Origin of the sequence: Rosenbergiella nectarea, assembly GCF_900111105.1 — a bacterium.
Taxonomy (GTDB): Bacteria; Pseudomonadota; Gammaproteobacteria; order Enterobacterales; family Enterobacteriaceae; genus Rosenbergiella; species Rosenbergiella nectarea.
On record NZ_FOGC01000001.1, the window covers coordinates 320,326 to 333,996 of the forward strand.

The following is a 13,671-nucleotide window of genomic DNA, read 5'->3' on the forward strand; positions in this document are numbered from 1 at the left end:
GTGTTAGGCTTCGGTCTGTTCTACCGTGCCACTTTCATTTTGTGGTGGGGTAGAGGTAGGCGCCTTGGTAGCGATTTTTTCCGCTAAAGGCTGCCCCATTCTTGTCGGAGCCTGAGCTTCTAATGCTTCACTGAGGCGGACTTGATCTGGAGCGAATAAGTTGATGACAGTAGAGCCGAGTTTAAAACGGCCCATCTCTTGGCCTTTCAGTAAGACAATCGCGCCTTTCTCGTCAGCTTGAGGGTAATGCCAACGCTGAATAACGCCTTCACGCGGTGGGGTGATGGTACCTGCCCAAACGGTTTCAATACTCCCGACAATGGTTGCACCAACTAAGATTTGCACCATAGGCCCCATATCGGTATCGAAATAGCAGATAACGCGCTCATTGCGGGCGAAGAGGTTTGGAATATTTTGTGCTGTTAGGGGATTAACGGAGTACAGATCGCCGGGGACATAGACCATTTCGCGTAAAATGCCATTACATGGCATATGCACACGGTGGTAATCGCGCGGGGCCAAGTAGGTGGTAATAAATTGACCATTGTAAAAGTGCTGCGCGCGTTCTTCATTCCCTGCCAGCAGGGCTTCCAGCGTATAATAGTGTCCTTTAGCTTGGAAAATTTGGTTTTCGTCGATACGCCCACATTGGCTTACTGCGCCGTCTGCAGGTTGGACAAGGATATTCGGCGCATGATCAATCACCCGAGCTTCATCCTTTAACGGCCGTACAAAAAACTCGTTAAAACTCCGGTAGCTCCCGGTATCTGGTTTAGCGGCTTCTTGCATATTCACTTTGTAATACCAGACGAAAATATCAATAACGGCCTTGGTTAGCCAGCCAGCTTGGCGACTTGCTCCCCAACCTGCAAGTTCTGTGAGTTGTTTCTTAGGAAGAAGAGCGTTGATACCTAATTTCAACTTATCTAACACGGGCGCCTCCTGGCGTACTCAATCGTTCTAAAATGTTATTGTGGGTAATGCCACAACCGTATAGGTGTGTAAAGTAAGAGGGATTAAGCCTTAACGGCGACTACTCTTTACTGGTGAAATTTTTTCTTATTTTAACTGAAGCCATGCTCTCGAGGATGCGATGATAATTCTCGAAACGCTGTTCATCAATCTCGCCTATCTCAACGGCGTGACGCAGCGCGCAACCTGGATCGTCAAGATGTTTGCAATCTCTAAACTTACACAGGCCCAAATACTGTTTAAATTCGACAAATCCTTGAGTGATTTGTTCCGGCTCCAAGTGCCATAGTCCAAACTCACGTACCCCCGGTGAGTCGATAACATCGCCACCTTGTGGGAAGTGATAGAGCCGAGCAGCGGTAGTGGTATGTTGACCTAAGCCTGAGTTATCTGAAACGTCGTTAGTTAAGATGGCATTATTATCGAGGGTATCAAAGCCTAATAACGCGTTCAATAAGCTCGATTTACCGACGCCCGACTGCCCAGCAAAAATACTGACTCGATCAGTTAACGCCTCTTCGAGCGGCTGAAGTCCTTCCCGCTGATGGCTAGAAACCTTTAACACGGGGTAACCAATATCTTGATAGATTGCCATCTGCTCATCCACAAATGCCATGGCGTCATCGTCGAGGAGATCGGTCTTATTCAATACTAATAGGGGGGCGATGTTCAGGGTTTCGCAGGCCACTAAGTAGCGGTCAATAATATTTAATGACAACTCAGGTAAAATTGCGGAGACAATAATGATTTGGTCGATATTAGCGGCAATGGGTTTGATCCCATCGTAGTAATCGGGGCGGGTCAGTACCGATTGTCGTTCGTGGACGGCCTCAACAATACCTTTACCCATACCTTCTAAAGGCGCACGCCATACCACACGGTCGCCGGTGACCAATGAGCGAATCGTTCTACGTAAATTACAGCGCCAAATTTGGCCTTGTGGATCTTCAATATCGGCGTGCATACCGAAACGGCTAATCACCCGGCCGTCTTGAGGTTCAGCAAATAGGCTATCATCAGGCTCCACTTTTCCCTCACGTTGCTGTAACCGACGTTGATGGTTGGCATTAACTCGCCGTTGTTGGCCCTTTGATAGTTTATTTTTACTCACACAACCTCTCACCTAATAGATGTTTCGCCCTGAGGGGGCAAAAGGTCTATGATACACCTTAATGAGAACAAATGGCGAATTTAGCCGGTAAGCGAGGGCGATGATGACGCAAAATAAAGATAATCTTATTTGGATCGACTTAGAAATGACGGGGTTAGACCCATTACGTGATCGGATTATTGAGATCGCCACGATAGTGACCGATGCGAATTTAACTGTGCTTGCTGAAGGGCCAGTATTGGCTGTGCACCAAAGCGACGAACAGCTCGCCTTAATGGATGAGTGGAACGTTAACACACATACCCAAAGCGGATTGGTCGCGCGGGTTAGGCAGAGTACCGTGTCGGAAGCGGAGGCAGAGCAGCTAACCTTAGAATTTCTAAAACAGTGGGTACCCGAAAACAGTTCACCTATCTGTGGTAACTCTATCGGACAGGACCGTCGTTTTTTAGTTAACTACATGCCACAGCTTGAAAACTATTTTCACTATCGCGCACTGGATGTCAGTACGTTGAAAGAGTTGGCGCGTCGTTGGAAGCCAGATATTTTACAAAAGTTTCATAAAAAAGGGACACATCAAGCGCTGGACGATATTCGAGAATCCATCGCCGAGTTGGCATTTTACCGTGAAAACTTTCTAAAGTTGTAACTTTTAGGATAATAACTGCGCAAACTGCCGAGTAAATCGGCAGTTGGAACGAAAAAATAAAAAAAGCGGTGTAGGGGGGTTGCACAGGACGATTATTCTCGTATAATTCGCACCCCGTAACGGTAATAAATATTTTTACTGTTCAGGACGCGGGAATAGCTCAGTTGGTAGAGCACGACCTTGCCAAGGTCGGGGTCGCGAGTTCGAATCTCGTTTCCCGCTCCAGGATGTCACTTAGTCGTACCCACCATAATGCGGGAATAGCTCAGTTGGTAGAGCACGACCTTGCCAAGGTCGGGGTCGCGAGTTCGAATCTCGTTTCCCGCTCCAAATTTTTATAGCCATCATCCATTCATAATCACGCCAATCTGTAGTACAGGTTTCTTCAGTACTTGTAAGACTTTTCAACAGAGTTATCCACAGGGTGTCCAACGCTGGATTCTAACAACTCGAATTACGCGAATAATCATATCTGTATGATTACTATGGTATTTTTATTTTCTACTCCCTGGTTTTTTTTATATAACGCCTATTACCTCCCTCAGACCAAAAAAGCTATTCACAGAGAAATTATCGTTGTAATTCTGTCGCTTAGGCCGGTTTCGACCTATTCTTCTTATTTATTCTTCCATCGCTCGGTTAGCGAGATTTGAGTAGGAGTCGAAATGATGCGTGGTATATCAACGGTTAATGAACAGCTTCCAAGCCATTGTTGGCCTGTCGGCGATATTGCAGGACTTGAACAGAAATTATGCCATAAGCATGATGGCTCCCCTTATACCTTGATGTGGCAAGCGGGTGAGGCGCTTGCAAGGCTGGTTTCCAAACACTATGCGGACGCACGACACTGCTTGATACTTTGTGGAACCGGAAATAATGGTGGTGATGGATTTGTACTGGCTTATCTTCTTCACCAAGCTGGCATCAAAGTGACGGTTGTAGAGGCTAGGTTGCACAATGAGAGACCGGTCGAGGCAGCGCGTGCCAAAGCGGTGTGGGATAATGTTGCGCCTCAAGCCCCATTATCCGCAGGCGATCCTTGGCCATGCGATATCGATCTCATTGTTGACGCGCTTTTTGGTATTGGCTTACATCAGGCTCCTCGCGAGGAAAGCCAAGGGTTGATCGACTTAGCGAATCATCACGCCGCGCCCGTATTAGCCGTCGATATTCCATCGGGCTTAGAAGCTCGAACAGGTCAGCCACTAGGTTCTGCATTACAGGCGGCAGTCACACTGACTTTTATTACATTAAAACCGGGGTTGTTAACCGGTAAGGGGCGAGCCTACAGCGGTAAATTGTGGGTGGCCGACTTGGGACTTTCTCGATTATTGCCTCAGCTTTCGCCACCGATTGAATGCCTTACTGCTCGGCATTTGCCGCAATGGTTACCCCAACGCCAAGCCAGCGCCCACAAAGGCGATATGGGAAAAGTGGTGATTATTGGGGGCGCAGAGGGGACAGCAGGTGCTATACGGCTCAGTGGTGAGGCCGCGCTACGAAGCGGAGCAGGTCTCGCCCGAGTATTGACCCATCCCTCGAATATAGTGCCATTATTGGCCGCAAGGCCTGAGTTGATGGTCGCAGAACTGACCCCTCAATCGCTTAAAGAGGCACTGGATTGGGCAGATATTGTGGCGATTGGTCCGGGACTTGGCCAATCCGACTGGGCAAAAAATGCGCTTGAAGACGTAAAATTAAGTAAAAAAACCATGGTATGGGATGCAGATGCGCTAAACCTCCTAGCAATCGAACCGGATAAACGTCAAAATCGGGTCCTGACTCCACATCCTGGAGAAGCAGCCCGATTACTGGGGATCAGCGTTGCTGAGGTAGAGGCTGACCGCTTAGCGGCGGCGCATCTATTGGTGCAGCGTTTTGGCGGGGTCGCCGTTTTGAAAGGCTCAGGTACCATAATTACCGATGGCTCAGCCACCTCAATTGCCTATGTCGGTAATCCTGGTATGGCGAGTGGGGGGATGGGTGATGTGTTAACTGGCGTAGTCACGGCCCTCCTCGGTCAAGGGCTGGAACCGTTTGAAGCCGCCTGTGCCGCCGTTGTTGCCCATGGCCATGCCGCTGATCTCGTGGCGAATGACCACGGAATGCGCGGAATGCTTGCTCTGGATGTGATTGAAAAATTAAGAATAAGTGTCAATCCACTTCAGGATCTCAATGAGTAACATGATAACAAAAACATTTATGCTGACTGAGTTAGCGGACACTTTGGCATTAGGTGCCCGCTTAGCAAAGGCCAGTGCGCAAGCGACTATTATCTATTTGGTCGGCGACTTAGGGGCGGGGAAAACAACCTTTAGCCGTGGTTTTCTGCAAGCGCTAGGCCACCAAGGGAATGTAAAAAGCCCCACCTACACGCTGGTGGAGCCTTATGAAATTAATCATCGCTTAGCTTATCACTTCGATCTTTATCGTCTTGCTGACCCTGAAGAACTCGAGTTCATGGGGGTACGTGACTATTTTACTGGCGATGCTATCTGTTTAGTGGAGTGGCCTCAGCAGGGAGCCGGTATTTTGCCATCGCCGGACCTCACCATTACCTTAGCGTATCAAGGTGAGGGAAGAGAAGCGGAGATTGTTGCAAGCTCACCGTGGGGTGAACATTTATTACAAAAAATTGCGTGTGACGAGGGCGAGGCATGACCATACGGCGGCTAATTTTCGTCGTACTATGTTGCCTCGTTAGTCGAGCGGTAGTGGCGGCATCGCTCTCGGATATTCAGGTGGATAATCGAGAGACACAATCAATAGTGACCTTAAGTTTTGCGGATAAGCCCACCTCATCGTGGTTCAGTTTGCACAATCCCGAACGTTTTGTGATAGATATCCATGAAAGTGGTGCCATTAAAGGTCTCCCACTCAGCTTTAGTGGGGCCAATCTTGTCAAGCGTATTCGCACCAGCCAACCGCCGAATCAACAGGCGATTCGACTCGTATTTGAATTGACACAGTCCTCAGGGTCATCGGTGACGACCCGACAGGTTGGTAGCCAGTGGCAAGTGGTGGTCACGCTTAATGGCAAAGCCGCGCCGCCGGCAGCCGCGGTGGCTAAACAGGTCGAGAAAAACCCTTTCACGTCAGTAAAAACTGCCGTTACCAATAGTAACACCACCAGCTATCCCGGTGGGCAAGTCGCCCGTAATCAGGTGGTGATTGTGGCGATCGATGCAGGGCATGGTGGGCAAGATCCGGGGGCTATTGGTCAACATGGTTTAAAAGAAAAAAATGTGACCCTCGCGATTGCCCGCAAATTAAAGAAATTTCTCGATGCAGATCCCATGTTCAAACCGGTGTTAACCCGAAACGGTAATTACTTTATTTCGGTAATGGGACGTTCAGAAGTTGCTCGTAAAGAGAATGCGAGTTTATTAGTTTCTATACACGCTGACTCGGCTCCTGTGCATTCTGCGAGCGGCGCATCGGTGTGGGTACTCTCTAATCGCCGCGCAAACTCAGAAATGGCGAACTGGTTAGAACAAACCGAGAAACAGTCTGAACTACTCGGCGGAGCCGGAGACTTACTGGCCAATAGCCAGTCTGATCCCTACTTAAGCCAAGCCGTACTTGATCTTCAATTTGGTCATTCACAACGTGTTGGCTATGACGTGGCGACCAAGGTTTTGCAGAATCTTCGACAAGTGACCCCTTTACACAAACGTCTGCCAGAGCACGCGAGTTTAGGCGTACTCCGCTCGCCGGATATTCCCTCACTCCTAGTGGAGACCGGATTTATCAGTAATGCGCAAGAAGAGAAGTTGCTCGGTAACTCGGCTTATCAAACCAAAATCGCCCATGCGATTTATCGGGGATTACGCGCTTACTTCCGCAGTCATCCTTACCAATTTATTACTACCAGCGAAAACCGTCCGGCGGTGGCCAGTCCGGCTCAAACCGTCTCGACTCAAGGAAACCAATTACACGTCGTCCAACGCGGTGAAACGTTATCGGGAATTGCCGCTCGGTATGGTGTGAGCAGTCAATCGATCATGACACAAAATAAATTAAAAAAGTCGGGAGTATGGGTAGGTCAGCGTTTACGAATTGGTGGTGTGAAAGGAACCGCTTTGTCACCGACGAAGGTGATCAGACATAAAGTCGTTCGTGGGGACTCATTAAATGCAATAGCCTTGAAATATGGGGTGAGTGCCCAAACTATCATTACTAAGAATAAGCTTCGTTCCGCCAATGTGATGTTAGGTCAGACCTTGTTAATTCCGCAACCGTAGCGCGAAGAGGTCACCGCAGAGGATTTTATATGCCAATTCAGATTTTACCGCCGCAGCTGGCTAACCAAATTGCTGCGGGGGAAGTGGTAGAGCGCCCTGCCTCTGTGGTGAAAGAACTTATTGAAAATAGTCTTGATGCCGGAGCAACGCGTATTCATATTGAGATCGATAAGGGCGGCGCTAAACGGATTGCCATTCGAGATAACGGCTGTGGAATCGATAAAGAACAACTTTCGTTGGCGCTCGCTCGCCATGCGACCAGTAAGATTGCCTCGTTGGACGATCTTGAGGCGATAATGAGTCTGGGGTTTCGAGGCGAAGCACTGGCCAGTATTAGCTCGGTTTCCCGGCTTACGCTAACTTCGCGTCCCGAGACGCAGCAAGAAGCCTGGCAGGCCTACGCTGAAGGGCGTGAGATGAACGTCAGTCTTAAGCCCGCCGCGCATCCTTGCGGATCGACCTTAGAAGTCCTCGATTTATTCTATAATACGCCCGCTCGACGTAAATTTTTACGTACCGAAAAAACTGAATTTGCCCATATCGATGAGGTGATTCGGCGTATCGCGTTAGCCCGTTTCGATGTCGAATTTGTTCTTATCCACAATGGTAAAACGGTCCGACACTACCGTGTAGCGAATAATGAGAAGCAGAAACAGCAGCGGCTGACCGCGATTTGTGGGGCTAACTTTGTCTCACAGGCCGTGCATATAGATTGGCAACATGATGGCTTAGGCATTGAAGGCTGGGTGGTCTCTCCCGATTATGCGCAAAATGCTAGCGAGACCCAATACTGCTATGTTAATGGTCGTATGATGCGCGATAAACTGATTAATCATGCTATCCGCCAAGCCTATCAAGAACATATTGGTCAACAGCAAACGCCTGCGTATGTGCTTTTTCTCACGGTGGATCCTCATCAAGTTGATGTGAATGTCCATCCGGCAAAACACGAGGTTCGCTTTCATCAATCACGGCTAGTGCATGACTTTATTTATCAAGGCATAGCCAGTGCGTTGACGCCGGGTGAAACCGACTTAACGCTAGAGGAACGTCAACCCGCGCCATTGTCCCAACCAGTCATTGCGGAGAACCGTAGCTCGGCGGGTAAAAATAAGTTCGCACAACCGAGCCAATCGGCTACTGGACAGCGTAATTATTCGCCTGAGCCTTATCGCAAGAAAGAGGCTGAAGTTTATCAGCGCTTAGTGAGTTCGACCCCAAAAGTGGAAGAGGTGAAGAAAGATACCTTGGCGGTTGACTATAGCGAACCTTTAGCGGGACATTCTCAAGGTTTCGGGCGAGTCTTAACGGTCTGTGACCAACGCTTTGCGCTCCTCGAGCGTTCAAGTGGTCTTGCCCTGCTCTCTTTAACCAAAGCGGCGAGTTTGGTGCTGGCAAAACAGCTGAATCCGGCTACTCAGCCGCTGGTATCGCAACCCTTACTTATTCCGTTACGCGTGAAAAGTAGCGCGGCGGAGAAGCAGATTATTACTGAGCATAGTGAGTTACTGCAACGCTTCGGGATGGATCTACAGAACGACGGTCACTACAGTACGCTGCGTGCGGTGCCTTTACCTATGCGTACCCAGAATCTACAAAGATTACTGCCAGAACTCATTACGTGGTTGTCCTCGGCCTCTGATGTCAATCAAGCCGCGTTAGCATCATGGTTAGCGGGAAAGAGTATGAGTACTGACCCGACTTGGAGCCACTCACAAGCGATTAGCCTTTTAGCCGATTTAGAACGGCTGGCGCCCGAACAGGTGAGCACCCCCCCAGCGGGCCTCATTCAGTCGTTACACTTAGATCCTTTTTTTGAAGCACTATTAAATGAATGACATGACATCCCCATTACCTAAAGCCATTTTTATCATGGGGCCTACGGCGTCTGGTAAAACGGCCTTAGCCATTGAACTGGCGAAAACCTTGCCCGTAGAGATTATTAGTGTTGATTCGGCACTGGTGTATCGCGGCATGGATATTGGCACAGCAAAACCGACTGTGGTGGAACAGGCCGCAGCCCCACATCATTTATTGGATCTGATCGATCCTAGCCAAAGTTACTCTGCGGCTGATTTTCGTCGGGATGCTTTGCAGAAAATGGCTGAAATCACGCAACGCGGGGCGATTCCTATATTGGTGGGGGGGACGATGCTTTACTTTAAAGCGTTACTCGAAGGTTTGTCGCCTCTACCTTCTGCCAATCCTGAGATCCGCCAGCAATTGGAACAACGGGCAAAATTAGAAGGTTGGGAAACTCTTCACCAAGAACTTTGTCTGAGAGATCCGAAGGCGGGAGCGAGAATTCACCCTAACGATCCACAAAGACTGACGCGAGCACTGGAAGTTTTTCTCATTTCAGGTAAAACTCTAACAGAGTTAACTGAAACGGCAGGGGAAGCGCTTCCTTATGACGTGTATCAGTTCGCTATCGCTCCTCAAGACCGTGAAGTGCTTCATCAAAGGATTGAAATGCGTTTCCAGCAAATGCTAGATGAGGGCTTTGAAGATGAAGTTAGGGCGCTCTATCAGCGTGGTGACCTTCATGTCGACATGCCTTCTGTGCGTTGTGTCGGTTATCGACAAATGTGGTCATGGCTTGACGGCGAAATAGATTATAATGAAATGGTTTTCCGTGGCATATGTGCCACTCGCCAGTTGGCTAAACGACAAATGACGTGGTTGCGGGGGTGGAAAGCACTTGTTTGGCTTGATAGCCTGCAACCCGTTCAGGCTCGTGAGAAAGTTTTAAACGTTATTCGTGCTATAACTGATTGATTATTTACAATCTTCAGGCATGGTATGCCATAGCGGTTTCTAAACTCTATAATAATTACACTACGAACGTATAAGGAAAAGATAGAATGGCTAAAGGGCAATCATTACAAGACCCGTTTTTAAACGCTTTGCGTCGCGAGCGTGTACCCGTCTCTATTTACTTGGTTAACGGTATTAAGCTTCAAGGGCAAATTGAATCTTTTGACCAATTCGTCATTTTATTAAAAAATACCGTGAGTCAAATGGTTTATAAGCACGCTATCTCAACCGTCGTGCCATCGCGCCCTGTTTCTCACCACACCAATGCACCAGGTAGCAGCAATTATCATAATAATGGCGCTGCTGGTACGGGTTCACACCATGAAGGTGAGTCTGCAGAGTAATTTCCTTTCGACCGGAGAGTTCAGGCTCTCTGGTTGTCACCCTTTCAGTGAGGTTACCGCTTGTTTGAGCGTTATGATGCCGGCGAACAGGCCGTCTTAGTTCATATCTGGTTTTCACAAGATAAAGAAAGCGAAGATCTACAAGAGTTCGAAACACTTGTCTCTTCCGCAGGGGTTGAAGCCCTGCAAGTCGTTACGGGAAGCCGTAAATCCCCCCACCCCAAATATTTCGTCGGTGAAGGCAAGGCAGAAGAGATCGCTGATGCGGTCAACGCTACCGGGGCCAGTGTCGTGATTTTCGACCATGCCCTAAGCCCCGCCCAAGAACGAAATTTAGAAAAATTGTGCGAATGTCGAGTCATCGATCGTACAGGTCTTATTCTCGATATCTTTGCGCAGCGAGCGCGCACGCACGAAGGTAAATTACAGGTTGAATTGGCCCAGTTACGTCATTTAGCGACTCGATTAGTTCGGGGCTGGACTCACTTAGAACGTCAAAAAGGTGGGATTGGCTTACGTGGCCCTGGTGAAACGCAGCTTGAAACCGACAGACGTCTATTGCGTAACCGTATCACCCTTATTCTCTCCCGATTGCAGCGAGTTGAAAAGCAGCGTGAACAGGGACGACAAGCGCGGGCAAAGGCCGATATTCCTACCGTCTCATTAGTGGGATATACTAACGCCGGAAAATCGACACTTTTTAATAGTATTACTTCGGCCGAGGTCTACGCGGCTGACCAACTTTTTGCAACGCTAGACCCGACGTTACGGCGATTGTCGGTGACTGATGTCGGGGAAGTGGTACTGGCGGATACCGTAGGGTTCATCCGACATCTGCCCCATGACTTAGTTGCGGCATTTAAGGCAACTCTACAAGAAACTCGTGAAGCCACGCTGTTATTACACGTGATCGATGCAGCTGATTTACGTGTGAATGAAAATATCGAGGCGGTCGACGAAGTATTGACTGAGATCGAGGCGGATGAGATACCTTCATTGCATGTCATGAATAAAATTGACCAGCTAGAAGGTTTCGAGCCACGTATTGATCGCAACGAAGAGGGCGTGCCGATAAGGGTATGGCTTTCTGCGCAGAGTGGGTTAGGATTACCTTTACTGTGGCAGGCCCTTTCAGAACGGCTTTCTGGTGAGATAGCCCAACATACCCTTAATCTTCCTCCCGAAGCGGGTCGACTGCGTAGCCGTTTATATCAACTTGACGCGATCGAGGAAGAATGGAATCAGGATGATGGTTCAATCGGTTTACAGGTCCGTTTACCGATCGTTGAATGGCATCGTTTAAGTAAACATTATCCTGCTTTATCCGATTACGTTATAAAATAAGTATTTGGCCCCAAGGTTGGGGCCTCCACAATGTCACTAAATGGAGATTAGTATGATGTGGAAACAAGCGGGTAGCCAGGAAACCCGGTGCAGTCCATTAGCGCAAACTCGCTGCGCTGATTCTCATCAAGCCAACTTACAACATGGTCCTCCTGACCTTGAAAAGCTGTTTCGTCAGGTTATAGCCAAAGGGTTTAGGCTAGCAGGACGACGGCGACAGGATCCCTCCTCATTGCCTCCGAAGCCCGTTCTCTCGACACTGTTACCTATAGTACTCGTCGTCTCAGGATTATGGGGCGTCAGTGGTTTTTACACCATTGGCGAGGCCGAGCGAGGGGTTGTCACTCGGTTGGGGAAATATAGTCATCTCGTTGAACCCGGGCTGAATTGGCACCCTTCTTTAATTGACCGGGTGACTGCCGTGAATGTTGCCTCGGTAAAAGAGCTAGCCGCGACGGGGAGCATGCTAACGGCCGATGAGAACGTGGTGCGGGTTGAAATGAATGTTCAATATCGTGTGGTCGACCCTGTACGTTACCTTTATTCAGTAGTGAACGCGGAAGATAGCTTACGTCAGGCGACAGACAGTGCCTTGCGTGGCGTTATCGGTCGTTCGACGATGGATCGGGTGCTGACTGAGGGACGAACCATTGTTCGCAGTGAGACTCAACGTGAAATTGAACAGACCATGTTGCCGTATCAAATGGGGCTTACTGTCCTAGACGTTAACTTTCAGGCCGCTCGCCCCCCTGAAGAGGTTAAGGCGGCATTTGATGATGCCATTGCCGCGCGCGAAAATCGAGAACAGTACGTGCGTGAGGCGGAAGCCTACGCTAATGAGGTACAACCTAGAGCAAATGGGCAAGCCCAACGGATACTTGAAGATGCCCGTGCTTACAAAACTCGCACTGTTCTTGAAGCCGAAGGGGAATCCTCTCGCTTTAATAAAATTTTACCGGAGTATCATGCTGCACCCAAGGTAACCAAGCAGCGGCTCTATCTGGAAACCATGGAAAAAATCCTCGCGCATACGCCGAAAGTCCTTACTGGGCAGCAAGGCAATACGGTGACATTACTTCCGCTAGAGCAATTGTTGAAATATCAGGAAAACGCACAAACTCCCTCAAAAAGAGAGGCAGGAAGCCCCACTAACGATCGGAGTGGATCGACAATCGATGATTTTTCTCGTCAAGGAGGACGTGACAATGGGTAAAGCCTTACTTGCAATCGGTTTAATCGCATTGGTCATACTCTTCAATGCTTGGTTTATTATCCCTGAGGGTGGGCGCGGTATCGTGGTCCGTTTTGGTAAAGTCTTACGTGATGAGCAAAACATCCCCATGGTGTATGAACCGGGATTGCATGCGAAATGGCCTTTAGTGTCAACGGTAAAAGTCTTGGATGCACGGATCCAAACGCTGGATAATCAAGCGGATCGATTCGTTACTAAAGAGAAAAAAGATCTGATCGTTGACTCTTATATTAAATGGCGAATCAGTGATTTTAGTCGATATTATCTCGCCACCGGGGGCGGCGAAGTTTCTCGGGCAGAACTACTGCTAAAACGTAAGTTTAGCGATCGACTGCGGTCGGAAATTGGGCGGCTTGATGTTAAAGATATTGTGACAGATTCACGGGGTCGATTGACCACTGATGTTCGTGATACTCTTAATAAAGGGAGCGCTGGCACGGACCAAGACGAACTCGAAACTGTCCAGGCAGACCTATCTGTCATCCCGGAAATAGAAGATAGCCTCAATGTTAACAGTATGGCAGCTTTAGGAATTGATGTTGTCGATGTGCGTATCAAGCAGATTAACCTGCCGACTGAAGTCTCTGAAGCAATTTTTAATCGGATGCGTGCAGAACGTGAATCTGTGGCGAGAAGTCAGCGTTCTCAGGGTAAAGAAGAGGCAGAGAAATTACGGGCACAGGCTGATTATGGCGTCACTAAAACCTTATCTGAAGCGCAACGACAAGCCTTGATAATACGTGGGGAGGGGGATGCTGCCGCGGCGAATATCTTTGCAAGCACCTATTCGCAAGACCCTGAGTTCTTCTCTTTTTTACGTTCGCTCTCTGCCTACGAGAAGAGTTTTGCTTCCGGCAATTCATTACTCTTTCTGGACAACAACAGCGAATTTTTGCGTTTTATGAAATCGCCCTAACGCTGCAATTATGTTTAATTCC

12 protein-coding genes and 2 tRNA genes are annotated in these 13,671 nt (G+C 48.7%); 12 read left to right on the plus strand and 2 right to left on the minus strand.

What is annotated here, in order from left to right; all coding sequences use genetic code 11:
• Nucleotides 1-3: 3 nt before the first annotated feature.
• Nucleotides 4-933, minus strand: a complete 930-nt coding sequence (gene asd, locus BMX14_RS01535; RefSeq protein WP_092671728.1) for an archaetidylserine decarboxylase — start codon at nucleotides 931-933, stop codon at nucleotides 4-6.
• A 100-nt stretch (nucleotides 934-1,033) separates the two neighbouring features.
• On the minus strand, nucleotides 1,034-2,083 hold the full coding sequence (rsgA, locus tag BMX14_RS01540; protein WP_092671731.1) for a small ribosomal subunit biogenesis GTPase RsgA: 1,050 nt from the start codon (nucleotides 2,081-2,083) through the stop codon (nucleotides 1,034-1,036).
• Nucleotides 2,084-2,186: 103 nt separating this feature from the next.
• Here rsgA and orn point away from each other — a divergent pair, with 103 nt between their 5' ends.
• The 12 genes from orn to hflC all read left to right on the plus strand — a co-directional run bounded on the left by orn (nucleotide 2,187) and on the right by hflC (nucleotide 13,649).
• Nucleotides 2,187-2,732, plus strand: coding sequence for an oligoribonuclease (gene orn, locus BMX14_RS01545; protein ID WP_092672440.1), 546 nt, complete (start codon nucleotides 2,187-2,189; stop codon nucleotides 2,730-2,732).
• A gap of 149 nt (nucleotides 2,733-2,881) precedes the next feature.
• Nucleotides 2,882-2,957 (plus strand) — tRNA-Gly (locus tag BMX14_RS01550).
• 29 nt (nucleotides 2,958-2,986) lie between these two features.
• Nucleotides 2,987-3,062 (plus strand) — tRNA-Gly (locus BMX14_RS01555).
• Nucleotides 3,063-3,397: 335 nt separating this feature from the next.
• Complete coding sequence (locus BMX14_RS01560; protein ID WP_196237597.1) at nucleotides 3,398-4,915, plus strand: NAD(P)H-hydrate dehydratase; 1,518 nt, start codon at nucleotides 3,398-3,400, stop codon at nucleotides 4,913-4,915.
• A 1-nt stretch (nucleotide 4,916) separates the two neighbouring features.
• Nucleotides 4,917-5,393 (plus strand): tRNA (adenosine(37)-N6)-threonylcarbamoyltransferase complex ATPase subunit type 1 TsaE, encoded by a 477-nt coding sequence (tsaE, locus tag BMX14_RS01565; RefSeq protein ID WP_092672446.1) that lies wholly within the window; start codon nucleotides 4,917-4,919, stop codon nucleotides 5,391-5,393.
• The gene (amiB, locus tag BMX14_RS01570; protein ID WP_092671734.1) at nucleotides 5,390-6,976 is read left to right on the plus strand and encodes an N-acetylmuramoyl-L-alanine amidase AmiB; all 1,587 of its coding nucleotides are present in this window, start codon (nucleotides 5,390-5,392) and stop codon (nucleotides 6,974-6,976) included. Before tsaE ends, amiB begins: the two co-directional genes overlap by 4 nt.
• A gap of 29 nt (nucleotides 6,977-7,005) precedes the next feature.
• On the plus strand, nucleotides 7,006-8,814 hold the full coding sequence (mutL, locus tag BMX14_RS01575) for a DNA mismatch repair endonuclease MutL (RefSeq protein WP_092671736.1): 1,809 nt from the start codon (nucleotides 7,006-7,008) through the stop codon (nucleotides 8,812-8,814).
• Nucleotides 8,807-9,754 carry a tRNA (adenosine(37)-N6)-dimethylallyltransferase MiaA gene (miaA, locus tag BMX14_RS01580; protein ID WP_092671739.1) on the plus strand — a complete coding sequence of 316 codons (948 nt, stop codon included), beginning with the start codon at nucleotides 8,807-8,809 and terminating at the stop codon, nucleotides 9,752-9,754. Before mutL ends, miaA begins: the two co-directional genes overlap by 8 nt.
• Before the next feature lie 86 nt (nucleotides 9,755-9,840).
• Nucleotides 9,841-10,137 carry an RNA chaperone Hfq gene (hfq, locus tag BMX14_RS01585; protein ID WP_092671742.1) on the plus strand — a complete coding sequence of 99 codons (297 nt, stop codon included), beginning with the start codon at nucleotides 9,841-9,843 and terminating at the stop codon, nucleotides 10,135-10,137.
• A gap of 60 nt (nucleotides 10,138-10,197) precedes the next feature.
• The gene (gene hflX / locus BMX14_RS01590) at nucleotides 10,198-11,481 is read left to right on the plus strand and encodes a ribosome rescue GTPase HflX (protein WP_092671745.1); all 1,284 of its coding nucleotides are present in this window, start codon (nucleotides 10,198-10,200) and stop codon (nucleotides 11,479-11,481) included.
• Between the two features lie 52 nt (nucleotides 11,482-11,533).
• Entirely contained in the window at nucleotides 11,534-12,694 is a 1,161-nt protein-coding gene (hflK, locus tag BMX14_RS01595; RefSeq protein WP_092671748.1) for an FtsH protease activity modulator HflK, read from the plus strand.
• Nucleotides 12,687-13,649 carry a protease modulator HflC gene (gene hflC / locus BMX14_RS01600; RefSeq protein ID WP_092671751.1) on the plus strand — a complete coding sequence of 321 codons (963 nt, stop codon included), beginning with the start codon at nucleotides 12,687-12,689 and terminating at the stop codon, nucleotides 13,647-13,649. The genes hflK and hflC overlap by 8 nt, the downstream gene beginning before the upstream one ends.
• The last annotated feature ends 22 nt before the right edge of the window (nucleotides 13,650-13,671 follow it).